Origin of the sequence: Cobetia sp. 5-11-6-3 (assembly GCF_013374055.1) — a bacterium.
Taxonomy (GTDB): domain Bacteria; phylum Pseudomonadota; class Gammaproteobacteria; order Pseudomonadales; family Halomonadaceae; genus Cobetia; species Cobetia marina.
The window spans coordinates 894,246-918,898 of the sequence record NZ_BLWJ01000001.1; the positions used below are offsets into that span (position 1 = coordinate 894,246).

General features: G+C 63.9%; 20 protein-coding genes. 10 read left to right on the plus strand and 10 right to left on the minus strand.

Annotation, left to right across the window (positions count from 1 at the left end; genetic code table 11):
* Positions 1–44 precede the first annotated feature (44 nt).
* The gene (locus HXS66_RS03765) at positions 45–797 is read left to right on the plus strand and encodes a YdcF family protein (protein ID WP_077371390.1); all 753 of its coding nucleotides are present in this window, start codon (positions 45–47) and stop codon (positions 795–797) included.
* Positions 798–892: 95 nt separating this feature from the next.
* Here HXS66_RS03765 and HXS66_RS03770 read toward each other — a convergent pair whose 3' ends face one another.
* Both HXS66_RS03770 and HXS66_RS03775 read right to left on the minus strand, forming a co-directional pair.
* Positions 893–2,107 (minus strand): M48 family metallopeptidase, encoded by a 1,215-nt coding sequence (locus HXS66_RS03770; protein ID WP_176502861.1) that lies wholly within the window; start codon positions 2,105–2,107, stop codon positions 893–895.
* Positions 2,107–2,748 carry a zinc ribbon-containing protein gene (locus HXS66_RS03775; protein ID WP_308477992.1) on the minus strand — a complete coding sequence of 214 codons (642 nt, stop codon included), beginning with the start codon at positions 2,746–2,748 and terminating at the stop codon, positions 2,107–2,109. Before HXS66_RS03775 ends, HXS66_RS03770 begins: the two co-directional genes overlap by 1 nt.
* Before the next feature lie 329 nt (positions 2,749–3,077).
* Here HXS66_RS03775 and leuS point away from each other — a divergent pair, with 329 nt between their 5' ends.
* From leuS to HXS66_RS03795, 4 genes are all read left to right on the plus strand, one after another.
* Positions 3,078–5,678, plus strand: a complete 2,601-nt coding sequence (gene leuS, locus HXS66_RS03780) for a leucine--tRNA ligase (RefSeq protein WP_077371384.1) — start codon at positions 3,078–3,080, stop codon at positions 5,676–5,678.
* 182 nt (positions 5,679–5,860) lie between these two features.
* Positions 5,861–6,430, plus strand: coding sequence for an LPS assembly lipoprotein LptE (gene lptE / locus HXS66_RS03785; protein ID WP_176502862.1), 570 nt, complete (start codon positions 5,861–5,863; stop codon positions 6,428–6,430).
* Between the two features lie 145 nt (positions 6,431–6,575).
* Entirely contained in the window at positions 6,576–7,634 is a 1,059-nt protein-coding gene (gene holA / locus HXS66_RS03790) for a DNA polymerase III subunit delta (protein WP_077371377.1), read from the plus strand.
* 42 nt (positions 7,635–7,676) lie between these two features.
* On the plus strand, positions 7,677–8,027 hold the full coding sequence (locus HXS66_RS03795; RefSeq protein ID WP_176502863.1) for a DUF6482 family protein: 351 nt from the start codon (positions 7,677–7,679) through the stop codon (positions 8,025–8,027).
* Positions 8,028–8,116: 89 nt separating this feature from the next.
* On the opposite strand, the gene HXS66_RS03800 is transcribed toward HXS66_RS03795, so the two are convergent.
* From HXS66_RS03800 to fadB, 3 genes are all read right to left on the minus strand, one after another.
* Positions 8,117–9,049 (minus strand): amidohydrolase, encoded by a 933-nt coding sequence (locus HXS66_RS03800; protein WP_077371374.1) that lies wholly within the window; start codon positions 9,047–9,049, stop codon positions 8,117–8,119.
* A gap of 193 nt (positions 9,050–9,242) precedes the next feature.
* Complete coding sequence (gene fadA / locus HXS66_RS03805) at positions 9,243–10,421, minus strand: acetyl-CoA C-acyltransferase FadA (protein ID WP_176502864.1); 1,179 nt, start codon at positions 10,419–10,421, stop codon at positions 9,243–9,245.
* 94 nt (positions 10,422–10,515) lie between these two features.
* The gene (gene fadB / locus HXS66_RS03810; protein WP_176502865.1) at positions 10,516–12,666 is read right to left on the minus strand and encodes a fatty acid oxidation complex subunit alpha FadB; all 2,151 of its coding nucleotides are present in this window, start codon (positions 12,664–12,666) and stop codon (positions 10,516–10,518) included.
* Between the two features lie 410 nt (positions 12,667–13,076).
* Here fadB and HXS66_RS03815 point away from each other — a divergent pair, with 410 nt between their 5' ends.
* Both HXS66_RS03815 and slyA read left to right on the plus strand, forming a co-directional pair.
* On the plus strand, positions 13,077–14,189 hold the full coding sequence (locus tag HXS66_RS03815; RefSeq protein ID WP_077371366.1) for a DUF5924 family protein: 1,113 nt from the start codon (positions 13,077–13,079) through the stop codon (positions 14,187–14,189).
* A gap of 178 nt (positions 14,190–14,367) precedes the next feature.
* On the plus strand, positions 14,368–14,814 hold the full coding sequence (gene slyA, locus HXS66_RS03820; protein WP_077371363.1) for a transcriptional regulator SlyA: 447 nt from the start codon (positions 14,368–14,370) through the stop codon (positions 14,812–14,814).
* Positions 14,815–14,957: 143 nt separating this feature from the next.
* Here the strand turns inward: slyA and HXS66_RS03825 are convergent, their stop codons facing one another.
* Positions 14,958–15,506, minus strand: a complete 549-nt coding sequence (locus HXS66_RS03825; protein ID WP_176502866.1) for a preprotein translocase subunit YajC — start codon at positions 15,504–15,506, stop codon at positions 14,958–14,960.
* 247 nt (positions 15,507–15,753) lie between these two features.
* Between HXS66_RS03825 and HXS66_RS03830 the strand changes: the two genes are divergently transcribed.
* Positions 15,754–16,206, plus strand: coding sequence for a universal stress protein (locus tag HXS66_RS03830; RefSeq protein ID WP_077371357.1), 453 nt, complete (start codon positions 15,754–15,756; stop codon positions 16,204–16,206).
* Positions 16,207–16,294: 88 nt separating this feature from the next.
* Here HXS66_RS03830 and HXS66_RS03835 read toward each other — a convergent pair whose 3' ends face one another.
* The gene (locus HXS66_RS03835; protein ID WP_176502867.1) at positions 16,295–18,232 is read right to left on the minus strand and encodes an ATP-binding cassette domain-containing protein; all 1,938 of its coding nucleotides are present in this window, start codon (positions 18,230–18,232) and stop codon (positions 16,295–16,297) included.
* 330 nt (positions 18,233–18,562) lie between these two features.
* On the opposite strand from HXS66_RS03835, the gene HXS66_RS03840 reads away from it, so the two are divergent.
* On the plus strand, positions 18,563–19,522 hold the full coding sequence (locus HXS66_RS03840; RefSeq protein ID WP_176502868.1) for a TatD family hydrolase: 960 nt from the start codon (positions 18,563–18,565) through the stop codon (positions 19,520–19,522).
* A gap of 59 nt (positions 19,523–19,581) precedes the next feature.
* Positions 19,582–20,148 (plus strand): hypothetical protein, encoded by a 567-nt coding sequence (locus HXS66_RS03845; RefSeq protein ID WP_240499589.1) that lies wholly within the window; start codon positions 19,582–19,584, stop codon positions 20,146–20,148.
* A gap of 92 nt (positions 20,149–20,240) precedes the next feature.
* On the opposite strand, the gene HXS66_RS03850 is transcribed toward HXS66_RS03845, so the two are convergent.
* The 3 genes from HXS66_RS03850 to HXS66_RS03860 form a co-directional block, all read right to left on the minus strand.
* Positions 20,241–21,884 carry a DEAD/DEAH box helicase gene (locus tag HXS66_RS03850; protein WP_176502869.1) on the minus strand — a complete coding sequence of 548 codons (1,644 nt, stop codon included), beginning with the start codon at positions 21,882–21,884 and terminating at the stop codon, positions 20,241–20,243.
* A gap of 228 nt (positions 21,885–22,112) precedes the next feature.
* Positions 22,113–22,649, minus strand: a complete 537-nt coding sequence (locus HXS66_RS03855; RefSeq protein ID WP_169477178.1) for an HPP family protein — start codon at positions 22,647–22,649, stop codon at positions 22,113–22,115.
* Between the two features lie 155 nt (positions 22,650–22,804).
* A complete protein-coding gene (locus HXS66_RS03860) occupies positions 22,805–24,607 on the minus strand; it encodes an iron ABC transporter permease (RefSeq protein ID WP_240499590.1) in 1,803 nt (600 codons plus the stop codon).
* Positions 24,608–24,653: the final 46 nt, after the last annotated feature.

Sequence of the window (24,653 nt, forward strand, 5' to 3'; positions counted from 1 at the left end):
TGCCGGGAGATGCCCGGCAGCGCCTCTGAACAAGCGAGACCATCATGGGCTTCACCGAGTTTCTCGGCATCATCAAGGACCTGATACTGCCACCCGGCGGCCCGCTGCTGCTGCTGATCCTGACCATGCTGATCCTCAAGCGCTGGCCGACTCTGGCGCGGGCGTTGATGGCACTGGCCATTCTTGGCATGTGGCTCCTGGCGTCACCGGTCGTCTCCACACGCCTGATGGCCGGGCTTGAGCGCATTCAGCCCAGTGCACCGGCGGAATGGATTCAGGCTCAGGCGGTGGTCGTGCTGTCCGGTGGCCGTTACTACAATGCGCCGGAGCTGCAGGGACGAGACCGGATCAACGGCGAGACGCTCAGCCGGCTGGACGAAGGCGTGCGGGTCGCGCGCAATGCCGAGCTGCCGATCCTGCTGACCGGCGGCAAGGTCTCGTCATCGGACGATGGCACCCTGGCGGAACTGATGCAGCGCTCGCTGATCGATGAATTCGATTACCCGGCGCGCTGGCTTGAGAACCGCAGCGAGAATACCCAGCAGAATGCGCGCTACACTCGCGAGATGCTCAAGGAAGACGACATCAACAAGATCGTGCTGGTCACCAGTGCCTGGCACATGCCGCGCGCGATGCGCAACTTCCAGAATCAGGGCTTCCGCACCATCATTCCGGCCCCGGTGGGATACACCACCGTCTCCGGGCTGGGAATCGATGCCTGGATTCCCAACAGCTCCGCGCTGACCCAGTCACGCTGGGCACTGCACGAGTGGATCGGCTGGCTGGTGGGTCGCTAGACGCATCGAGGCCCCCGACCAGAGACACGACGGGCTGCCCATGGGCAGCCCGTCGTGTCTCTGGTCATCAATGCCACCCTGCCACGCTCACGCTCTCAGGTGACCTCCTGCATCCAGCTGGCCTGCCTGAGCCAGGGCCCCAGCTGGCGACGCTGGAAAGCCGGGTCCCGCGTCCATTCATCGCATCCGACATGGGCATTGCCCGCGGGAAGCTCACCCAGCACATCATCGGGAAACGCCAGGCTGGCGCGCGAGTTCACCTTCAGCGAATAACAGCGGTCATGGCTCATGAGGCTGGTACGCAGATAGCGCCAGACGCGCTCCTTGAGAAACCATTGATCGATGTTCGGGGTTTCCACCTGCCGGGGACTCCAGTCCGCCAGCATCCCCTCCATCAAGGGCAGCACCCCGGCGACACCTCCCCAGAGTCCCGCCAGCACGAGATCGGTATGCGTCCACCAATCGCGCATCACATGGAAGAAGCGCCCGGAAGTCAGCCACATCTGCACGGCTCGTACCTCGCGAAGACTGATGACACTGTCGCAGTCCCGCACCAGGAAATAGCCAACGCCGGGATCATCCGCGACCGCAAATCGCCAGCACAGCCGCTGTCTGAGTGAGTCGGTCTTCGGACGTTCCACCAGCTCGGCGTCCAGCTGCCGGGCGATGTCCAGAAAATCCTCTGGCACACTGTCGTCGTGATACAGCCGCACCTGCCAGCCCGGGTAGAGCACCGGTGCCAGCAACAGGTTATGCAACATGCCATTCAGATAACGCGGCCCCTGGCCCCAGAGACCATAGGACAGCACTCGCCGCTTGCCGGCTGCCACCGCCGATGGGGCTCTGGAGGGCAATGCCCAGTCCTTGGCAAGCGGCTGGTCTCCGTACGCGACATCCTTGAGCTCCAAAGCGCGACTGCCGAAGCCACGTGCCTGAGCATGGCGCCCCAGGCGTGCACAGCAGGAGGCCAATGCATCGAACAGTACCGGATTGCGGCTTCCTCCATCGACCAGCCTCTGCCCAGCGGCGATGGCCCCTGACGCATCACCCGCCCGCGACAGGCATACCACCCGATTGAGGGAGATTTCTTCATCCTCGGGGCATTCATCACAACCCTGGCCGAGTATCTGACCGGCAGCGCGATAATCCCCCAGCAGGAACAGGTAGTAGGACACCTGCTTGAAGAGGCCCGCGGCACGCGGGCGAGCCTGTTGATTGAAATGCGCGATCATGCACTGGACGGCTCGGGCGCGATGCCCTGCCGTCCACGCCTGATGCGCTGGCAGGAACCAGTCGTGCGGTGTCGCCATCAGTCCCGGGGGTCCGCATCGGTTGATGGCGCGGGTTGCGGCGCCCCGCGTGCGAAGAAACGGTGCCCACAGGCATGGCAGGGCTCCAGTACGCTGGGGCGCGTCAAGGTCGTGATGGCCTCGCAATGCACGCAGTGCAGCAGCCCCGGCGCGATGACTTCTCCACTGGTGTAGTCGGCGCGAGCGGCCTCGAGGTCTTCCTCGAAGTGCGCGCGGTCCACCACGGTGCGATCCGCGATGGACATCAGCGCGGAACTGACGCTGCGCGACAGCACGTCGAGATCGATCCCCAGCCAGCTGGCGACCCCTTCGCCACCGGCCGCCAGGTGGCGACGGAATTCCTGCATGTCCCGCTCGACCCAGGCACGCAGCAGCGCCAGCTCGTCACGGGTGAACTCCTCGACCTCGGCCTCGAACTTCACCGCTTCATCCAGCTCGGCCTTGAGCCCTTCCCAGGACAACTCGCCGCTGCTGTCTTCCAGACGCGTCAGGATTCGCCCATAGGCATCGCCGAGACGTCCTTCCCCTTCGCCCTGCGGCTGGCGGGAGGGCATCGGGGTATCTTCAAAGCCGCTGTCATGCGAGGACGTGGTAGCACTGGCGGGATCGTGCGGATCACGGGGTTCACGTGGTTGGCTCATGGACTCTCCTTGTATCATCAGCGTCTCCCGGTCTGCGGGAGGCATGGGGCGCTCTCTCAAGCATGGTGGTGTTGGCGTTGCTTCACAAGCCACACCCACTCGTGGCCGCCTGCAGGACGTGACGCAGGTCAGGATATCGCGTCACCCTGTCAAGACCGGTCTCACGGCGGACCATGGCAGTCGCCTCCCCTACCTGAGGCCTGGCGTCTGGGGTAGACTTGACCCCATCGCTGACAGTGGCGGCCTTGCCAAGCGGACCGCCCATCTCTTCACGCCCTGCCTGCCCGCTTGGACAGGTACAGGCCAACGCCAAGGTAGCAACGGACCCGATGGACTCACAGGATACGTCTCAACAGTACGCTCCCGACCAGATCGAACAGGCTGCCCAGCAGTACTGGGAGAAAAATCAGTGCTTCAAGGCGGTGGAAGATGCCAACCGCGAGAAGTTCTACTGCCTGTCGATGTTCCCCTACCCCAGCGGCAAGCTGCACATGGGGCACGTGCGTAACTACACCATCGGTGACGTGATCTCGCGCTTCCAGCGCATGCAGGGCAAGAACGTGATGCAGCCGATGGGCTGGGATGCCTTCGGACTGCCGGCGGAAAATGCCGCGATGAAGAACAACGTCGCGCCGGGCAAGTGGACCCACGAGAACATCGCCTACATGCGCGATCAGCTCAAGGCGCTGGGCTTCGCCTACGACTGGAGCCGTGAGTTCGCGACCTGTGATCTCGAATACTACCGCTGGGAACAATGGTTCTTCGCCAAGCTGGTCGAGAAGGGAGTCGTCTACAAGAAGAGCTCCATCGTCAACTGGGACCCGGCGGACCAGACCGTGCTCGCCAATGAGCAGGTCATCGACGGCCGTGGCTGGCGCTCCGGCGCGCTGATCGAGCGCAAGGAAATCCCGCAGTGGTTCCTGCGCATCACCGACTATGCCGAAGAGCTGCTGGCCGACCTCGACAAGGTCGAGTGGCCGGAACAGGTCAAGACCATGCAGCGCAACTGGATCGGCAAGTCGCGCGGTGTCGAGCTGAGCTTCGGCCTCGATGCCAAGGCAAGCCAGGTGCAGGAATCCCTGACCGTCTTCACCACGCGTCCGGATACCCTGATGGGCGTGACCTACGTCGGTGTCGCCGCCGCTCACCCGCTGGCCAAGGCCGCGGCGGAGCACAATGCCGAGCTTGCCGAGTTCAACGCCGAATGCGCGCGTGGCGGCACCAGCGAAGCCGACATGGCGACCATGGAAAAACGCGGCATGGATACCGGCTTCAAGGCCATCCATCCGCTGACGGGCCGTGAAGTGCCGGTCTACGTCGCCAACTTCGTGCTGATGGAATACGGCACCGGTGCCGTGATGGCCGTGCCGGCCCACGACGAGCGCGACCACGAATTCGCCACCAAGTACGGCCTGCCCATCGAAGCCGTGATCGCCGATGCCGACGGCAACGCGCCTGACGTCAGCGACGCCGCCTTCACCGAGCACGGCGTGCTGATCAACTCCGGCGACTTCAATGGGCTCGACTTCGAGAGCGCCTTCGATGCCATCGCCGCACGTCTGGTCGAGCAGGGCCGTGGTGAGGTCAAGACCAACTTCCGCCTGCGCGACTGGGGCGTCTCGCGTCAGCGCTACTGGGGCGCGCCGATTCCGGTCAAGAATGGTCCGAATGGCGAATCCATCCCGCTGACCGACGACGAGCTGCCGGTCGAGCTGCCACTGGAAGTCGAGTTCGACGCCTCCGGCGGCTCGCCGATCAAGAAGATGCCGTCCTTCAGTGACCTGGGCGATGGCTGGCAGCGCGAGACCGACACCTTCGACACCTTCATGGAGTCCTCCTGGTACTACGCGCGCTTCTGCTGCGCGGACAATGCCGAGGCCATGCTGGACGAGCGCGCCAACTACTGGCTGCCGGTCGACTACTACATCGGCGGCATCGAGCACGCCATCCTGCACCTGCTCTACTCGCGCTTCTTCCACAAGCTGATGCGTGACTTCGGCCTGGTCGACAGCGATGAGCCGTTCAAGCAGCTGCTGACCCAGGGCATGGTGGTCGCGGATACCTACTACCGCATCAACGAGAAAGGCGGCCGCGACTGGTTCAACCCGCTGGACGTGGACGTCGAGACCGACGACAAGGGCCGTGCCATCAAGGCCGTGCTGAAGTCCGATGGCCTGCCGGTGGAGATCGGTGGCACCGAGAAGATGTCCAAGTCCAAGAACAACGGCGTGGACCCGCAGTCGATGATCGACCGCTTCGGCGCCGACACCGTGCGTCTGTTCATGATGTTTGCCGCACCGCCCGAGCAGTCGCTGGAGTGGTCCGATTCCGGTGTCGAGGGCGCGCATCGCTTCGTCAAGCGCGTCTGGCGCCTGGTTCACGAGCACGTCGCTGCCGGCACCCCGGCCGCGTTGGACGTGGCAGGCCTGAACGATGACCAGAAGGCGCTGCGTCGCAAGACGCACGAGACCATCGCCAAGTGCAGCGATGACATCGGCCGCCGTACCACCTTCAACACCGCCATCGCGGCCGTGATGGAGCTGGTCAACGCCATCAGCCGCTTCGAGGACGCCTCCGAGCAGGGCCTGGCCGTCAGCCGTGAAGCCGTCGAGGCCTGCGTGCTGCTGCTGTCACCGATCATCCCGCATGCTAGCCACTCGCTGTGGGCGACACTGGGCCACGAGGAAGCCGTGATCGACGCCAGCTGGCCGGTCGCGGACAGGGATGCGATGAAGAAGGACAGCATCGAGCTGGTCGTGCAGGTCAACGGCAAGCTGCGGGCGCGTCTGTCCTTCGCCGCCGATGCCGACCGTGATGCCATCGAGGCTGCTGCCCTGGCAGATGCCAACGTCACCAAGCACACCGATGGCAAGACGGTGCGCAAGGTCATCGTGGTACCGGGCAAGCTGGTCAACATCGTCGCCAACTGAGGCGATACCGGGGCACGCCCCGCACCCGGCGCCTTGGCGCGCCGGGCTCCTGCCAGCCATCCGCATCCTCTTGCGGATGGCTGGCAGCCAAATTTCGTGCGCGGCATGACTTGCGGGAATCTCCGGAGCATGCAGCGCTCTCGCAGGACATTCATGACACTCGTTCATGACAGGAGGTCACGGTGACGCAGGCGAATTCCAACAGTGCATCAGTGGACGCATCACGCAGCCCCGGCGAGACCGCAGCGTCAGCTGCCCCGCGCCGGTCGGCTCCTCGCCGCCTGATGGCGGCCATTGGCATCGGCGTCGCGCTGACGTTGAGCGGCTGTGGCTTCCAGCTGCGCGATTACGACGCCACGCCGATGGCCATCACCGAACTCGATGTCCAGGCACCGAACACCGATACCCACGACGCGCTGCGCGAAGCGCTCAAGCAGGCCGACATCCGCCTGAGCGATGACGCACCACTGCGCCTGAATCTGGGCAAGCTGAATGAAGACGTCCATCAGATCACCTTTGGTGATGCAGGCAGCATCAAGCGCGAGTTGACCTATCGTGTCGTCTACTCGCTGCAACGCAAGTCGGACGGTGCCTACCTGGCCAACCAGCAGGAGCTGGAAGCCAGCAGCGACTACTACACCAACGACGACAACCTGCTCAACACCGATGACGTGCGTGAACGTGCCGGTGAGCAGAATGATCGTGAGCTGAGTCGTCAGCTGATGGACCGCCTGCGCGCCATCACCCCCTGAACTCTCTGAACTGGCGAGACGCTCAGCAGTAGACCGCACCACCATCACGGCTCCGCGCTATCGGGCAACCGACCACCGCGGAGCCGTGTGCGTCTGCCGCCATCCAGCGTCACCGCCCTCTCCCGTGCAGGATCGAAGGACACTCATGAAGGTCTATCCCGACAAGCTGGAAGAGCAACTCAACAAGCGCCTGTCTCCGGTCTATATCGTGGCGGGCGACGAGCCTCTGATCCATCAGGAAAGCTGCGACGCCATCCGGCGCGCGGCGCGTGCGGCCGGCGTCGAGGAGCGGGAAGTCCTTCACGTCGAGAACGGTTTCCAGTGGGGTCGTCTGACCGAATCCGCCGCCAGCATGTCACTGTTCGCCTCGCGCAAGCTGATCGAGCTGCGGCTGGGCACCCAGAGCGCCGGCCAGGAAGGCAGCAAGGTGCTCAAGGCCTATGCCGAGCGCATCGAGAAGGATGGCGACATCCTGCTGATCACCGCCGCACGCCTCGACCGCAAGGTGCAGCAGACGGCGTGGTTCAAGGCGCTCGAGAAGGTGGGAGTGTTCATCGCGGTCTGGCCGGTGGATCATTCCCGTCTCGGCTTCTGGATTCGTGATCGCGCCCGCCTGCATGGCCTGGAACTGAATCAGGACGCCGCCCGGCTGCTGGCCGAGCGCATCGAGGGCAATCTGCTGGCCGCGGATCAGGAGCTGCAGAAGCTGGCGCTGCTGCACCCGCCGGGCGCACGCCTGGATGGCAATGCCATCGCCCAGGGGGTCGAGGACAATGCCCGCTATGATGTCTTCACGCTGGCGGATGCCTGCCTGAAGGGCGAGATCGAGCGCAGCGGGCGTATCGTGCTGGGTCTGCGGGGAGAAGGGGTCGAGCCGCCGGTGATCCTGTGGGCCTTGACGCGCGAGCTGCGCACCCTGCTCTCGCTGCGCCAGCACCTCGATCAAGGCCAGAGCTTCGAACATGCCTGCAAGGCGCAGAAGCCGATGATCTTCGACAAGCGGCGTCCCTTCTATCAGCAGGCGCTCAATCGTCTGCCCCACAAGCGTCTGCACAAGCTGCTGCTGTTCTCGCAGCGACTCGACATGGCGATCAAGGGCGGAATGACGCTGCCTATCTGGGACGGGATGGTGGATCTCGCCCTGACGCTCGCCGGTGGACGCGGCCCGCTGGCCGAACTGCCTCACGCCTACAAGGTGGGGTGATCCTGGCACGGTCCGACGTGCCTCTGACACGAGGGAGATCCCATGCAGATGACACCCCCGTTGCTTGGCGAAGGCGTCAGTGTCGAGACACTGCGTCGATGGCTCGCCGAAGGCAACACGCTGACCGTGGAAATCCAGACGCTGGATCAGGGGCTGTATCTGGTGCGCCTGCATCATGCCGACGGCATCAGTCGTCTGGTCGATGGAGACGGCCAGTCCCTGCGCTTCACCGGCACGCAGTGGGTCAGTCGCCTGTTGCTGCCGCTTGGGCTGACGCATGGCGTGCAGACCTGGGCGGAAGTGCAGGATGAGATGATCGGCCTCCCCACCACTCCGGTCGACAATGCCAACCTGCTGGCCCATGGCACGCGTGTGGCGTTCAAGACGCTGTAGCCATATCAGGAAGCCCCCGCCAGTTCACTGACGGGGGCTTCTGTCATTGCGGCACGCTCCTGAGACTCACGTGGGCGCTCGATCCGCGCTCAGTGCGCCTCCTCGACCTTCGACTTCACGAAGGCGGGATACCCATAGAGCTTGCGTGGATTGTCGCGGAAGATCTTCTCGCGCATCTCGCGCTCCGGCAGCCAGCGCTGCATCAATTCCGCCAGCGTGTCCTCCTCCGGCATCTCGACCCCGATATGCGGATGCGGCCAGTCACTGCCCCACACCACGCGTTCGGGATTGGCGGAAACCAGTGCCCGCGCCAGTGCCGTGACATCGGAATACGGCAGGCGTCCCCGGGTGGTGAGTCGATATGGCGCCGACAGCTTGGCCCAGGTACGTCCCTGCTTGAGCATCCGACACAGCGCGGTGAAACCGGGACATTCCGGCCCCCGTGAAGCCGCGAGGTGGCCCATGTGGTCGATCACCACCGGCACCGGCAGACTGCCGAGCCGGGCCTCCATGTCACGGAAGGTCGAGACATCGATCAGGCATTCCAGATGCCAGTCGAAGCGGGCCAGACGGTCCGCCAGCAGCACGACATCACGCCAGCGCAGCCCGCCGGAGAAGATCAGATTGAGGCGCACCCCGCAGACGCCCAGCCTGGAGAGCCGCTCAAGCTCTGCATCACTGATCTCGGGCGAGACCACGGCGATGCCACGATAATCCAGCCCGCGCTCACGACAGTTCTCGAGGCTGTCGCACAGCAGGCGATTGTCATAGCCATAGACACTTGGCTGGATCAGGACGCCATGACGGGCGCCAAGCGCGTGGTGCATTTCCAGCGCGTCCTTGAGCCCGAATTCGGCAGGGTTGTAGGTCCTGTCTTCCGCCAGCGGATAACGCACCGGATCGCCGAACACATGAAGATGGCAATCAATGCTGCCCGGAGGCAGCCGGAACGTCAGGGGATGCGGCAGGGGGCGTGGCGGTGCCGCACACGGCAGATCCTGCTCGACATGGTTCCAATCCATCGATGCGACTCCCTCGCGTAACCTCGATCATCAAGCTCTGGGCGACTTCGCGTTTCAGTGCCCTGTGTCACGATACTGCGCCCCCTCTCTCGTTTCCAGACAAAAGCACGCATATGAAAAAGCGGCATGTCCGAAGACATGCCGCTTGAAGATACTCTGCCGGTGCGTGATCGCCATCTCAGGCGAGTCGCAGTCAGTCGAGACGCTCGAAGACCGTCGCGACCCCCTGCCCCATGCCGATGCACATGGTCGCCAGCCCCAGGCGCGTGTTCTGCTGCTTCATGACGTTGAGCAAGGTGGTGCAGATACGCGAGCCGGAACAGCCCAGCGGGTGCCCCAGCGCGATGGCGCCGCCGTTGAGGTTGACCGCCGTGTCGGCGCGTTCCAGCAGGCCGAGGTCCTTGAGCACGGGAATCGACTGCGCCGCGAAGGCCTCATTGAGCTCGACGGTCTGGATATCGTCGATGGTCAGCCCCGCTGCCTTGAGTGCCTGCTTGGAGGCCGGCACCGGGCCATAGCCCATGATGGAGGCATCGCACCCGGCCACACCGGTGGACAGTACGCGGGCGATGGGCTTGAGACCCAGCGCTTCGGCGCGCTCGGCGCTCATCACCGCCATGCCCGAGGCACCCACGGAAAGTGCGGAGGAGGTGCCCGCCGTCACGGTGCCGCCCTTGGGATCGAACACCGGCTTGAGGTTGCCCATGGATTCCATGCTGGCATCGCCACGGATGACCTCATCACGGGTCACCATCACGCGACGCCCCTCGGCATCATGGCCCTCGACGCCGATGATCTCGTCATCGAAACGGCCTTCATCGGCGGCGGCCTGGGCACGCTGGTGAGAGCGCACGCCGAACTCATCCTGCTGCTCACGACTCACGCCGTGCATCTTGCCGAGCAGTTCTGCGGTCAGGCCCATCATCATCGCGGCCTTGGCCGCGTGCTTGCTGGCCGCCGGGTTGACATCGACCCCATGCGCCATCGGCACGTGCTCCATGTGCTCGACACCCCCGATGATGTAGAAGTCGCCCATGCCGGCCTTGATGTTGGCGGTGGCGATATGCAGCGCGCTCATCGAGGAGCCACACAGGCGGTTGACTGTCTGCGCCGGCACGCTGCGCGGGATGCCGGTCATGATGGCGGCATTGCGCGCGATGTTCATGGCCTGTTCCAGGGTCTGGTTGACGCAGCCCCAGATGATGTCATCGACCTCTGCCGGTACCAGGCCGGGGTTGCGGTCGAACAGCGCCTGCATCACCGCGGCGGACAGGTTCTCGGCGCGCACGTGGCGGAAGGCCCCATTCTTGGCCTTGGCCATGGCAGTGCGCACGCCATCGACGATTACCACATCTCTCGGATTCAGATTCATTGTCTGGCTCCCTCATGGCCCTCGCTGTCGCGAGAGCCGAAAATTCTGGTCGGATAGTGCTGGCCCCACTTGGGTGTGCTCAGCAATCAAAGGCTCAGGCGTAGAAGGCGTCGCCGCGCTTGGCACGCTCACGCAGTGCCTCGGTCGGGCGATACAGCGGCCCCAGCTCATCGGCCAGGCTGTCGGCCAGCGCGACGAACTCTGCCACGCCCATGGCATCGACGTAGCGCAGTGCGCCACCACGGAACGGCGGGAAACCGATGCCGTAGATCAAGGCCATGTCCGCCTCGGCCGGCGTACCGACAATGTCATCTTCCAGACACCGGATGGTTTCCATGCACAGCGGCACCATCATGCGCGCGATGATGTCGTCATCGGAGAATTCGCGCGTCTCGCTGACCACTTCACTGACCAGTGCCTGCGCCGCTTCATCAGGCAGCTTCTTCGGCTTGCCCTTGCGGTCTTCCTCATAGCGATAGAAGCCCAGGTCATTCTTCTGACCCAGTCGCTTGTTGTCGTACATCACCTGAATGGCGGTCTTGCCCTCACGCGCCATGCGATCCGGGAAGCCTTCGGCCATCACCGCATTGGCGTGGACTGCAGTGTCCATGCCGACCACATCCAGCAGGTAGGCCGGGCCCATCGGCCAGCCGAACTTCTCCATCACCTTGTCGACGCGCTGATAGTCGGCGCCCTTCTCGACCAGCAGGCTGAAGCCACCGAAGTAGGGGAACAGCACGCGATTGACCAGGAACCCCGGGCAGTCGTTGACGACGATCGGTGTCTTGCCCATCTGACGGGCGTAGGCGACGGTCGCGGCGATCGCCGCGTCGCTGGATTTCTCGCCACGGATGACTTCCACCAGCGGCATGCGATGCACCGGGTTGAAGAAGTGCATGCCGCAGAAGTTCTCGGGACGCTTGAGCGATTCGGCCAGACGCGTGATGGAAATGGTCGAGGTGTTGGACGTCAGGATGGTGGTATCCGCCACGTTGTCCTCGAGCTCGGCCAGCACCGACGCCTTGACCTTGGGGTTCTCGACCACCGCCTCGACGACCAGATCCACGTTGCCGAAATCGCCATAGGACAGCGTCGGGCGAATGTTGGACAGCCCCTGCGCCATCTTCTCGGTGGTCAGCTTGCCCCGCTCGACGCCCTTGCCGAACAGCTTGCGCGCTTCCTTCAGGCCAAGCTCGATGGCCTCGCCATTGATATCCTTCATCAGGATCGGCGTGCCCTTGCTGGCGCTTTGATAGGCGATGCCACCGCCCATGATGCCGGCACCCAGTACGGCAGCCTGCTGGATCTTGCTCGCCTGTTTTTCATATCCCTTGGCTTTCTTCTTGACCACCTGATCGCTCATGAACAGGCCGACCAGATTGAAGGCCACGTCGGTCAGCGCCATCCGGGCGAAGGTCTTGGCCTCGATGGCCTGGGCACGCTCACGCGATTCGCCCGCGCCCTTCTGGATGACCTTGATGGCCTCCACCGGCGCTGGATAGTGCGGGCCGGCCTTGCCTGCCACGAAGCCCTTGGCGGTCTCGAAGGCCATCATCTGCTCGATGGCATTGAGCTTGAGCGGCGAGGTCTTCTCGAGACGCCGTGCCATGTAGTCCAGCTCACCCGCATTGGCGCGCGCCAGAATGTCGAGTGCCGCCGCGTCCAGCTCGGCCACCGGCAGCACGGCATCGACGGCGCCGACTGCCAGGGCCTTGTCGGCGCGATTCTCGGTGCCCCCACAGATCCATTCGATGGCATTGTCCGCCCCGATCAGGCGCGGCAGACGTACGCAGCCCGCCCAGCCCGGAATGATGCCGAGCTTGGTCTCCGGCAGGCCGATCTTCGCGCTGTCCGCCATGACGCGGAAGTCGGTGGTCAGGGTGATCTCGCAGCCGCCGCCCAGCGCCAGCCCATTGATGGCGGTGACGGTGGGGAACGGCAGGTCCTCGATGGCATTGAAGATGCCATGGACGGTCATGTTCATGTCGATGAGGAAGGCTTCATCCTTCTCGAACATCTGATGGAACTCGGTGATATCGGCACCGACCACGAACGCTTCCTTGGCGGAGCGGATGACCAGCCCCTTCAGGTCGGCCGTCGCCTTGATGGCCTCCACCGCCTCCCCCAGCTCCTTGAGTACGTAGCTGGCCAGCTTGTTGACCGATTCGCCTTCAAGGTCGAGCGTCAACAGGGCGATGGCGTCCTGATTGGCCTCGACGGATAGCGTTTTGCCTGAATAGATCATCCACGGATCTCCACAAGAGAAAGGGGTGAAGGGGCTGTCAGGCGCAGGATGGTCTCTGCCATGGGTGCGCTGGCAACCGGCCTCGCCGGACTCGAAGCTTCCAGAGGCGCCGCAGGAGAGTCATCTCTCGCCACAGCGCTTCATACAAGCGTTTGAATACAGCCAGCTTGGGCCAGAGACGGGCAAAGATCAAGCCTGCGGACATTAGCGAAAGGTCGGGGGTCCGGGGCAGTCTCCATGCCGGTTCCTGTCTCTGGCGCCTGACATCGACAGCGGGTGTGGGCAAAGATCGACGCTACACCCGGAAAGGCAGTCGCGTTACTCTTGGCGCTTTCCCGTCACGCAGGCTGGCAGCGGCATATCCTTGCCCTCCAGCAGGCTCTCAAAGGCCACACCGATATCATGCTTTCATGAGCAGCACTCTCACCGCCCTGTATCTGCGCCTGACCGGCATCGTCGAACGCACCAAGCGCTGGCACTGGCTATGGCCTCCCATCGGCTTCGCTGCGGGCATCTGCAGCTTCTTCCTCGTCAATCGTCAGCAATGGCTGGGTGGCATGCTGGCGCTGGGCATGATGCTGGCCTGGTTGATCCTGATCGCCGAAGGCCTGTGGAGCCGTCTGCGCCGTCATCGCGGCCAGAATGCCCTGCCCCGCAAGCTGGCCACCTTCGTGGCACAGCTGATCCAGCAGGAGACCCTGTGCTTCACGTTGCCGTTCTTTCTGGCGACGACCGACTGGGCCAGTGGCCAGGCAGGCTTCACCTTGCTGCTGTGCGGCGCGACTCTGCTGTCGATACTCGACCCCTTCTACTACCGACTGGCCGAGCGCCATCGCTGGCTGTACTTCGGCTTCCACGCCCTGTGCGTATTCGTCGTGGTACTGGTCACCCTGCCCCTGCTGCTGGAACTGACCACCGGCGAGAGTCTGTTGGCTGCCTGTGCCGCGATGAGCCTGTTCGCGCTGCCCAGTGTCGCCAACCTGCGGATTGCCCGCGGGCTGGTCGGTGGCCTGGCGATGATCGGCATCAGCGTGATGCTGGGGGTGGGCGCATGGGGGGCACGCGCCTGGATTCCGCCTGCCACGCTCTGGATCAACGCCAGCAGCCTCTCGCCGGACTTCGACACCGCGGCGCGGACACCGCGAGGCGAGATGCATCTGACCCCAGCACAACTCTCCGCTAGAGGCCTCTACGCCTACACGGCCATTCGCGCCCCGCGCGGGTTGTCGGAGAAGGTCTATCACGTCTGGCGACATGACGGGGAAGTGGTGGATCGCATCGCCTTGAACATCAACGGCGGTCGCAAGGAAGGTTATCGGGCATGGACACACAAGACGGCCTTCCCCAAGGGCAGCGAGGGGGAATGGGAAATCGATGTCGAGACCATGAACGGGCAGCGCATCGGCAGTCTGCGCTTCCTCGTCAGTGATGATCCGCAGGTAGCCACCTTCGCGGACAGCAGCCTGGCACGGCCGGCGGGCATCCCCGGCTGGCGGATCACCAACCTGATTCCGGGCCTGTGACGCTTCGCGACGTGAGTGACCCTGAAGCGTGAACCCTCGGTTACTCGACCTTGGGCGTAAAATTCGTTCGCAGGCTTGTAATTATCCAGGCTGCCTAGCATGCTGAAGACAAGGGCGGCACCGAGGGGTGCCAGGATAAAAGCCCACTCATCCTTTGCACTCTGTGGACGACATACCCATGCATGAAGATATCGGGCTAAAGCTTTCCCGCCTGCCGCGCCTATGGCGCGCCATCCTGGACCAGCGACTGTCCCCGCTTGGGCTGACACAAACCCGCTGGATGACGCTGGTACACCTGTGGCGACTCGGAGACGGCCAGCCACAATGTGATCTGGCACGCTCCATCGGCATCGAGGCACCGTCTCTGGTACGCACGCTTGATCAGCTCAGCGAACAGGGGCTGGTGGAACGCCGCGCCTGTGAGGAAGACCGCCGCACCAAGCGCATCTTCCTGACACACAAGGCACTGCCGCTGATCGAGAAGATCGATGCCATCGCCGAGCAGACCCGCATCGAGATGCTCGAGGGGCTCACACCGGAGCAGGTCGACCAATTCTGCGAATGCCTGCGCGTCATGGAACGCAATGGCCTGGAAATCTCCGAGAAGGTGCCGGAAAGCGCCTGAGCGAGCGTGTCCGGATACGCCAGCGGGAAAGGAAAAAGCCCCCATCGAGTGACTCGACGGGGGCTTTTTTGCAAGACGTTCAAGGCAAGCTCAGGTCACGCGCCGGCCCTGCTCGCGGCCGAGGGCGGCCCGAGATATCACGCTCACCCGCCCGGCATTCTGGGCTCTGTCCCCACCAACGGACGGCGGCGATGGGCAATGGGGGCCTTGGCGATCAACAGGGCATGCAGTGCCTCGAACTCCCGGCGCCACGCCTCGCAGTCTTCCAGTGCCAGGCTCTCCCCCCACCACAGCGTCAAACCGGACAGTGAGGACTCCAGCATCAGGGCATCCTCCGGCAACACCCGCGTGAGATGTTCCAGAGCAGCCGCGAAGTCGGGGTCCTCCGCCAGGCGACTCTCTTCACGCCAACGATATCCGGGCACGGCCTCACGCAGTGCATCGCTGGCCCACTCGTCGTGGACGAGAATGAAGGGAGTGACATCGCGCTCGGTGGGCCAGGGACGACGATAGCCGACGATCCCCTTGGGGGCATCCGAAAGCGGTGCTGCCTTCAGGTCAACCCGCATGCCGTCCGCGATCACGGCCTTGCGCACCAGTGACGTGCGTGTCTCACGCTTGCTGGGGCGTAACCATGTCAGCGGCGACAACATCGCCAGCACCACGAAAATGATGATCAGAGCTGTCGTCATGAAATGTCCTGCCAGGAAGTGTCAGTAAGAAATTCGCGTCATCATCGAACGACTGCGGAAAACGCCGCCGTGCGGACAACCAGAAACGTGCCCAAAGCCCGAGCCATCCAACCGCGTACGGGGGTTGCGCCTGGCGCACTGGCAATACGTTGATGCAAGTCATTGTCTTCCGGGGGGCGGCAAGCCTAGCATGGAAGCAGGTGCACGACGCCACTCGAATGGCCCACCTCTACGGGAGGAATTCAGGATGAGCAACGAATACAAGCATGTACTGGTCGCTGTCGATCTGACCAAGGATTCCCACCTGGTACTGGAACGCGCACTGCCCATCGCCAAGCGCAATGGTGCCAAGGTGTCCATCATGCATACCCTCGAGCCACTGGGCTTTGCCTATGGCGGGGACATCCCGATGGATCTGACCAGCATTCAGGATCAGCTGGATTCCCATGCCCGTGAGCGACTGGGGGACATCGCCACGCCACACGGTATCGCGCCTGAAGATCAGCATGTCGTGGTCGGCATGCCGGACAGCGAGATTCATCGCTTTGCCGCAGAACATGACGTGGATCTGATCGTGGTCGGCTCACATGGTCGCCATGGCTTCGCCCTGCTGCTGGGCTCCACTTCCACTGGTGTCCTGCATGGTGCCCAGTGTGATGTACTGGCCGTCCGGGTGGGGGCAGATGACAGCGAAGAATGACGCCGGCGGTCAGTGAGCCGAGATGACACGAGGGCAGCCAATGGCTGCCCTCGTGTCATTCCGCACTCGGGGAGACGCGAGAAGAGACTCAGCCTTCCTGCATGGCCTCAAGCTCCATCCAGCGCTCCATCGTCTCTTCCAGCACCTGCTGCTTGTGGCTGAGCTTCTCGAGCGTCGTCTTCACGGCCTTGGCATCCCCCGTGTAGAACTCGGGCGCCGCGATCTCGGCTTCCAGCGTCGCGATCTCCGCTTCCAGCGTCTCGATGGCCGCCGGAATCAGATCCAGCTCGCGCTGGAACTTGTAGGGCAGCTTGACCTTCTTGGGGGCCTGCTGCGCCTGGGCGGCTTCACGCTTGCGACGCTCATCCTCGGCCTGCGCCTCACGACGGTGCTTTTCCTCGCGCTCACGCTCGACTTCCCACGGTGCCGGCGGCAGATGCCCGCCCTGACGTATCCAATCGCTGTAGCCCCCGACATACGGCTTGACGATCCCGTCGCCCTCAAAGGCCAGGATATTGGTGACCACGTTGTCCATGAAGGCACGGTCGTGGGAGACCAGCAGCACGGTACCGTCGAAGTCGAGCAGCAGCTCCTCGAGCAGCTCCAGCGTCTCGACATCCAGGTCGTTGGTCGGCTCATCCAGCACCAGCACGTTGGCCGGCATGGTGAACAGACGCGCCAGCAGCAGGCGATTGGACTCGCCCCCTGACAGCGAACGCACCGGCTGACGCGCGCGGTCCGGCGTGAACAGGAAGTTCTGCAGGTAGCTCATCACGTGCATGTCACGCCCGCCGACCGTGACACGGTCGCTGCCGCGCGCCACGTTGTCGTAGACGGTGGCTTCCATGTCCAGGCCCTTGCGCAGCTGATCGAAGTAGGCGATCTGCAGCTTGGTGCCTTCGATGCGCTTGCCTTCACTGGCCTCGAGCTGACCCAGCAGAATATGCAGCAGCGTCGTCTTGCCCGCGCCGTTGCGCCCCAGCAGGCCGACCTTGTCACCGCGCTGGATCTCGACGCTCAGGTCACGGATGACCCACTTGTCCTGCGCCTCGTCGTAGCGATAGCTGACATTTTCCAGCTCCACGACGCGCTTGCCGCTGCGCTCGGCAGAATCGACGGCGATACGCGCACGGCCCTGCACCTCACGACGCTGTCCACGCTCATCACGCATCTTCTCCAGCGCGCGCACGCGACCTTCGTTACGGGTGCGGCGCGCCTTGATGCCCTGGCGGATCCAGGTCTCTTCCTGGGCCAGTTTCTTGTCGAATTCGGCGTTTTCCTTGGCCTCGACATCCATCTCGTGCTGCTTCTGGGCCTGATAGGCCGCGTAATCGCCCGGATAACGGCCGAGGCGACCACGGTCAAGCTCCAGAATCTGGGTCGCCAGGCGCTTCAGGAAGGCCCTGTCGTGGGTGATGAACAGCACGGCGCCGGAGAAGGCCGCAACCTGCTCTTCCAGCCAGGCGATGGTATCGAGATCCAGATGGTTGGTCGGCTCATCGAGCAGCAGCAGGTCCGGGTCGGATACCAGCGCACGCGCCAGCGCGACACGCCGACGCCAGCCACCGGAGAGATCTTCCATCATGGTGTCTTCCGGCAGGCCCAGGCGGGTCAGCACGGTATCGATACGCTGCTGGAACTGCCAGCCATCGACGCTTTCCAGCGCGACCTGCACGTGCTCGAGACGCTTGAGGTCCGGTTCCGGATCACTGATCAGGTGATGGTATTCCGCCAGCAGCGCACCTGCCTGCGGCAGGCCTTCGGCAACGATATCGAAGATCGTGCGACCTTCCGCCGCCGGCAGGTCCTGAGAGAGCACGCCGATCTTGAGGCCCGGCGCCTTCCACAGCTCACCGGCATCGGCCTGGAACTCGCCGGTGATCAGCTTGAGCAGGGTCGACTTGCCGGTACCATTGCGGCCGACGAGCGCCAGGCGCTCGCCGCGCTCGACGACAAGATCCGCCCCATTGAGCAGAACGTGATGGCCATAGGCCAGCTGTAGATTTTCCAGTCGTAACAATGCCATGTGCAGCAGCAACTCGTGACGGGTCCGGGGCCGGGAAGGCCGCGGAGGAAGTGGGAGTCAGGCGGACAGGCCGCCGCCAGCGACGCGCGCCGGAGAATGACGCCATTCTACCCGAGGCGCAGCGTACAGGCGATGGAAGACACCGCAAGGGCTGAAAGACATCGGCGGCTTGGGTAGAATGGCCGACCACTTGAAAGCACGTCGTGCGCCTGGCATTGCCAACGAGCCGATCGCCCGGTGCCGGACTCTCGAGTGCCAGGCCAGCAGACGACCTGGTACGCCTTTCACTGCCGTGTTCCTTCTCCCTCCCCCGTGACTCAAGGGTGTTCGATGTCCGCGCTTCCTCCCCATGCTGATCCCTCAGCGCTGCCCTGCTATGACCCGGAGCAACTGAGCGAGACCTCGCTTGCCGACCTGTGCGCCGACCTGTCCCTCGATGACAGCGAGCGCCAGACGGCCCTGACTCGGCTGGTGCCGGCGCTGCGCTTCGCAAGCCCGACGCCGCTGATCGACATCGGCGTCAACCTGACCCATGAAAGCTATGCTCAGGACATCGAGGGCACCTTGCTGCGAGCTCGCGCGGCGGGCGTCAGCCAGCAGATCCTGACCGGCACCAGCCTGGACGGCTCGCGTGAGGCTCAGGCGCTGGCGGCGCGCTATCGTGGCCTTTCTGCCACCGCCGGTGTGCATCCGCATGATGCCAGCCAGTGGAACGATGGTGTCGAGCGCGGTATCCGGGAGCTGCTGGCCCAGCCGGAAGTGGTCGCGGTGGGCGAATGTGGCCTGGATTTCAATCGCAACTTTTCCACGCCCGCCGAGCAGGCTCGCGCCTTCGAGGCCCAGCTGACCCTTGCCGCCGAGACAGGATTGCCACTGTTTCTGCATGAACGTGACGCCGGCCGTCAGATGCTCGAGATGCTCAAGCATTGGCGGGACGACATCAGCCACGCGGTCGTGCACTGCTTCACCGGCGAGCGTGAGACACTGTATGGCTATCTGGATCTCGACCTGCATATCGGGCTGACCGGCTGGCTGTGCGATGAACGCCGCGGCGAGCACCTGCGCAGCCTGTGTCGCGAGATTCCGCTGGAACGCCTGATGCTGGAAACCGACTGCCCCTATCTGGTGCCACGCAATCTGCCCGCCAAGCTCAAGGGACGCCGCCACGAACCCTCGCTGCTGGTCTGGATTCTGGCCGAGGTCGCTGCCCTGCGCGGCATGGAGATGGAAGCGCTGGCGCTGGCCACCACGGCGACTGCCACCCGCTTCTTCCGCCTGCCCGCGGCCTGACACGGCACGCCTTCCCTTGCACGCCCTTCTTTGCACGCTTCCCTGCTCTGGACACGACAATGCACGAATACGAACCTGAAACAGGCGACTTCCCCGCCTTCATCGCCGTCGAGACAGGCGAGGACTCAAGCCTGCCCCTGGCCATCGCCTGGGCCTTGCCCGATGGGCAGATGAAGCATGTCTTGATTCAGCCTGACGATGAATGGCTGGATGGGGAAATGCTGGAACTGGGCGACTACAGCCTGGATGACCTGAGAAGCTTCGGCGTCAGCCCTCTCGACGTGCTCAAGGAGCTGGAGCAGGACTACTACCAGACCACGCTCTATACCACCGGCGTCATGGATGACGAACAGGCGCTGGCGCGTCTGTTCGATGCCTACAACATGGATCCCTTCATCGAGTTTGCTCCTGCCGAGGGCCTCTATCCGGAACTATCCCCCGGCGACTGGGCACGCGAGCGCAACAACATGCTGTTCGAGCAGGGGCTGCAGCCCTTCCGACCGGACAACGAGGTGATGGTGATGCTGGCCATCCACACCCGCCTGCGCGGTGACGGTGTGCGTGGCGATGAAGACATCCAGGGCACAGGCCCGGACTATGAGATCGACTGGGAAGAAGACGTCTGATTTCCTTCCGCCATCTCTGAAACGCAGAACGCCCCGACAACCGGTAGTTGTCGGGGCGTTCTGGTTCACGACTTCAGTCTGTCCCGCAAGGCTCAGCCGTTGGAGCGGCCACCACCGCCATTGCCACCGCTGGAGCGATTGCGGCCACCACGTGAACGACGACGCGGACGCTCTTCACTGGACGGTGCCTCCGGCGCGCGATTGCCGTTCACTTCCGGGCGCGGCGCGACGCGGTTGCCATCCACCTCACGCGGAGCGGGAGCACGATTACCGCGATTGTCGTCGTCGTGATTGGCACCGCCACCTTGCTGGCGCTGGCCGCCAGTACGCTGGCCGCCAGTGCGCTGGCCGCCAGTGCGCTGGCCGTCAGAGCGCTGACCGCCATTGCCACGGCCTTCACCGGCAGGCTTGCCACCAGTGCGCTGACCATCCGAACGAGCGCCACCGGTGCGCTGGCCACCATTGCCACGACCTTCACTGGCAGGCTTGCCGCCAGTGCGCTGGCCGCCAGTGCGCTGGCCGCCAGAGCGCTGGCCGCCACGCGGCTGACGCGGCTCACGTTCCGGCTCGACGTCGACTTCCGGCACGAAACCTTCCACTTCGACACGCTTGAGCTTGCCCTTGAGCAGGCGCTCGATACCGCCGAGCTCCTTGCGCTCATCGCTGGAAACCAGCGAGATGGCACGCCCGCTGGCACCGGCGCGACCGGTACGTCCGATCCGGTGAACGTAGTCTTCCGGGACATTGGGCAGTTCATAGTTCACGACCTGCGGCAGCTGCTCGATATCCAGGCCACGTGCCGCGATATCGGTGGCAACCAGCACGCGCACTTCGCCGTTCTTGAAACCGGCCAATGCCTTGGTACGGGCATTCTGGCTCTTGTTGCCATGAATCGCCGCGGCGCTGATGCCGGACTTCTCGAGCTTGGTCGCCAGACGGTTGGCCCCATGCTTGGTACGCGTGAAGACCAGCACCTGATGCCAGTTTTCCTTGAGGATCAGATGCTTGAGCAGCGAAGGCTTGTGGCTCTTCTCCACGGTATGGATATGCTGCTCGACCTTCTCGGCCGTGGTGTTGCGCGGGCTGGCTTCCACGGCGACCGGATCATTGAGCAGCTTGTTGGCCATGCCGCGAATCTCGTCCGAGAAGGTCGCGGAGAACAGCAGCGTCTGCCGCTTGGTCGGCAGCAGCTTGAGCAGGCGGCGGATGTCGTGGATGAAGCCCATGTCCAGCATGCGGTCCGCTTCGTCCAGCACCAGCGTCTCGAGATCCGAGAAATCGATGGCCTTCTGGGAGTGCAGGTCCAGCAGGCGACCCGGTGTGGCGGTCAGGATCTCGACGCCGGAAGACAGGCGGCTGATCTGCGGATTGATCTTCACGCCACCGAACACCACGGCATTGCGCAGCTTCAGGTGACGGGAGTAGGCAGTGACGTTTTCGTCGATCTGCGCGGCCAGTTCACGCGTCGGCGTGACGATCAGGGCCTTGATCTTGCGGGCGCCTGCAGGGGCGCCGTTTGAGAGGCGCTCGACCAGCGGCAAGGCAAAACCGGCAGTCTTGCCGGTACCGGTGCGCGCGGCAGCCATCACGTCACGACCTTCCAGCACGGCAGGAATCGCACCCGCCTGCACCGGGGACGGCGTGGAATAGCCCATCTCGGCAATCGCTTTCAGAACAGGAGCGGACAGCCCCAGGGCGGCAAAAGCCGGGATGGAGTTGGCAGTAGTCTCAGTCATCAATATCTCTTCGGCTGACCGGCCACGTGCTGGTCGATCATTAAGGAATGGCGCCTGGCCGGGCACGTGCCGGGAGAGAGAGCGAGGCGTATCAGGCACAGTGAAGAAGGCGTTGGTCTGGGTGACCTCGGCGGACTGCTGCCAGTCGCTCGCGTCAGGCGATGCCCCAGTCTATCACCTTCCGCCGGCGACTGCAGAAGCACGCGCCCGGTGGTGGCACCTGATGACTCAATGCCAGTGCAGCGGATAGCGACGATGACGCGCCAGGTTGTTGATCAATACCGCCAGCACCAGCATGGCCAGGCACCCCAGACCGACGGGAAGCAAGGCATACCAGTAGCCGAGCGCATGCAGGGGTTCACCGCCGATCACCGCGATCAAGGCCGTGGCACCGCCCGGCGGATGCAGGGTATGCGTCAGCTGCATCACCAGCAGTGCCACCGAGACTGCCATGGCGGCTGCCAGCCAGCCGTCGCCCAGCCAGTGATAGCAGGCCACGCCGACCAGCGCCGACAACAGGTTGCCGCCCAGTACATTGCGCGGCTGCGCCAGCGGACTATGCGGCGCACCGTAGAGCAGTACCGAGGTCGCCCCAAAGGAGCCGACCAGCAGCAAGGTGCTGACCGCCAGATAATGTGATGACATCCAGCCGATCAACGCCATGCCGAGAAAGGCCCCCAGCCAGGACCACAGGGCATCGGCAACATGCGGCTTGCCACGCTTGAGCGGGCCTCCGCGCATCTTGGTCAGATAAGGCTTGATCATCGTGCGAGTCGTCTCCGGGAGTGTCCTTGCGTCATCAAGCGCTGCACCCTAGGCGATCTCAAGGGCAGGGACAACTACCGTATGGCAATAAGCTGATGCCCGCTCGGCACCGGTCACTCCCGTCACGCACGCCGGCTCTCGTCTCTCTTGCTCGTTCACGCTTCGCTGCGTGAGGCGACGATGGTGCGCGAGATCACGATCACCGGCAGGATACCGACCAGCACGATCACCAGTGCCGGCAGCGCCGCCTGCTCGAGCATTTCATCGGAGGCGTACTGATAGACGTGAGTGGCGAGCGTATCGAAGTTGAAGGGGCGCAGCAGCAAGGTGGCCGGCAGCTCCTTCATGGCATCCACGAACACCACCAGCGCCGCGGTCAGAAGCCCCGGACGAATCAGCGGCAGATGCACACGACGCAGGGTCGAGAAGGTGTTCTCGCCCAGCGAGCGTGCCGCCATGTCCATCGAGGGCGTGACCTTGTCGAGGCTCGACTCGATGGAGCCCGCGGCAATCGCCAAGAAGCGCACCACATAGGCGATGATGATCGCGCCCATCGTCCCCGTCAGCAGCAATCCGCTGGAGATGCCGAAATTGGCCCGCAGGAAGCTGTCCAGGGCATTGTCGAAGCCGGATAGCGGTACCAGAACGCCCAACCCCAGCACGGCCCCCGGCATGGCGTAGCCCAGACTCGAAAGCTTGAGTGCCTGCTGTACGCTGGCGGTGCGATCCAGCCGCTTGGCATAGGCCAGCAGCACCCCGATGATCAGGGTCAGTACCGCAGCGCTCACCGCCAGTATCAGGCTGTTCACGGCATAGCCTGCGAAGTCCGGTGTCCAGGATTCCTCGAAATACAGGATGGCGTGCCGCGTGAGCAAGCCCACCGGCAGCAGGAAACCGAAGAACAGCGGCAGGAAACAGGCCAGTGACGCCACTGATGCCCGCCATCCCGTCAGGGTCGGACGTTGATAGCGACGGTAGCGATCGCCCTTGCCGAACTGGCGCTGACGACGCCGAGCATGCCGCTCGAGCCAGATCAGCGTGACCACGAAGATCATCAGGCACAGCGCGATCTGCGCCGCACCGCGCAGGCTGCCCATGTTGAGCCAGACATTGAAGATGCCGGCGGTCAGCGAGCGTACCGCGAAGTAGTCCACAGTTCCGAAGTCGTTGAGCGCCTCCATCATCGCCAGTGCAAGGCCGACGGCAATCGCCGGTCGGGCGCTGGGCAGTGCCACGCGCCAGAAGCTTTGCCACCCGTTGCAGCCCAGCGTTCTGCTGGCATCGCGCAGTGAGGGCGACTGATCGAGAAATGCCGAGCGTGCCAGCATGAAGACATAGGGAAACAGCACCAGGGACAGCATCAGGATGGCGCCCCCCAGGCTGCGGATCTCCGGGAAGTAGTAATCCTGGGGCGAATCCCAGCCAAACAGGGCACGCAGCGCGCCCTGGAAGGGGCCGGCATACTCAAAGACGTCGGTATAGATATAGGCGATGACGTTGGCGGGAATCGCGAACGGCAACAGCAGCGACCACTCGAAGGTACGTCGCAGCGGAAACTGATACATGGTGGTCAACCAGGCCGAGACGACCCCCATGCTGCCACTGAGGACCGCCACTCCCGCCACCAGCGCCAGACTGGTCATGACGTAATCGGGAAGCACGGTGGAGACGAGATGCGGCCAGATGCCCTCCCCGGCCTGATCACTGCCATCGTCACCGAAGACAGCCAGCCAGACGACGGCCAGCACCGGCATGACCACCAGTGCGGCCACGCCCCAGGCGCTGACGAACCAGCCCATGTGGGTTCCGAGACGCCGCTGACGACGCCGGATGGCCGCTGCATCGTAGTGCGCCATTTCCTGGGCGGCCGGCGATCGCCCGGTGCCGCTCATGGCGGCCACCGCCTCTCCTTCAAAGCTCGCACCTTGCTCAGCCAACAGCCGCTTGCCCTGGGTCATCTGACGTCCTCGTTATCCCGCAACTGCAATTGCGTCTATTTTACAT

Coding starts and splice junctions, on each gene's coding strand:
- HXS66_RS03845 (WP_240499589.1), top strand. CDS start 19,582: ATGCACGAATACGAACCTGAAACAGGCGACTTCCCCGCCTTCATCGCC.
- HXS66_RS03855 (WP_169477178.1), bottom strand. CDS start 22,649: ATGATCAAGCCTTATCTGACCAAGATGCGCGGAGGCCCGCTCAAGCGT.
- HXS66_RS03770 (WP_176502861.1), bottom strand. CDS start 2,107: ATGGCGACACCGCACGACTGGTTCCTGCCAGCGCATCAGGCGTGGACG.
- HXS66_RS03765 (WP_077371390.1), top strand. CDS start 45: ATGGGCTTCACCGAGTTTCTCGGCATCATCAAGGACCTGATACTGCCA.
- HXS66_RS03850 (WP_176502869.1), bottom strand. CDS start 21,884: ATGACTGAGACTACTGCCAACTCCATCCCGGCTTTTGCCGCCCTGGGG.
- holA (WP_077371377.1), top strand. CDS start 6,576: ATGAAGGTCTATCCCGACAAGCTGGAAGAGCAACTCAACAAGCGCCTG.
- slyA (WP_077371363.1), top strand. CDS start 14,368: ATGCATGAAGATATCGGGCTAAAGCTTTCCCGCCTGCCGCGCCTATGG.
- HXS66_RS03825 (WP_176502866.1), bottom strand. CDS start 15,506: ATGACGACAGCTCTGATCATCATTTTCGTGGTGCTGGCGATGTTGTCG.
- leuS (WP_077371384.1), top strand. CDS start 3,078: ATGGACTCACAGGATACGTCTCAACAGTACGCTCCCGACCAGATCGAA.
- HXS66_RS03835 (WP_176502867.1), bottom strand. CDS start 18,232: ATGGCATTGTTACGACTGGAAAATCTACAGCTGGCCTATGGCCATCAC.
- HXS66_RS03800 (WP_077371374.1), bottom strand. CDS start 9,049: ATGGATTGGAACCATGTCGAGCAGGATCTGCCGTGTGCGGCACCGCCA.
- HXS66_RS03860 (WP_240499590.1), bottom strand. CDS start 24,607: ATGACCCAGGGCAAGCGGCTGTTGGCTGAGCAAGGTGCGAGCTTTGAA.
- HXS66_RS03775 (WP_308477992.1), bottom strand. CDS start 2,748: ATGAGCCAACCACGTGAACCCCGTGATCCGCACGATCCCGCCAGTGCT.
- HXS66_RS03830 (WP_077371357.1), top strand. CDS start 15,754: ATGAGCAACGAATACAAGCATGTACTGGTCGCTGTCGATCTGACCAAG.
- HXS66_RS03795 (WP_176502863.1), top strand. CDS start 7,677: ATGCAGATGACACCCCCGTTGCTTGGCGAAGGCGTCAGTGTCGAGACA.
- HXS66_RS03815 (WP_077371366.1), top strand. CDS start 13,077: ATGAGCAGCACTCTCACCGCCCTGTATCTGCGCCTGACCGGCATCGTC.
- fadB (WP_176502865.1), bottom strand. CDS start 12,666: ATGATCTATTCAGGCAAAACGCTATCCGTCGAGGCCAATCAGGACGCC.
- HXS66_RS03840 (WP_176502868.1), top strand. CDS start 18,563: ATGTCCGCGCTTCCTCCCCATGCTGATCCCTCAGCGCTGCCCTGCTAT.
- fadA (WP_176502864.1), bottom strand. CDS start 10,421: ATGAATCTGAATCCGAGAGATGTGGTAATCGTCGATGGCGTGCGCACT.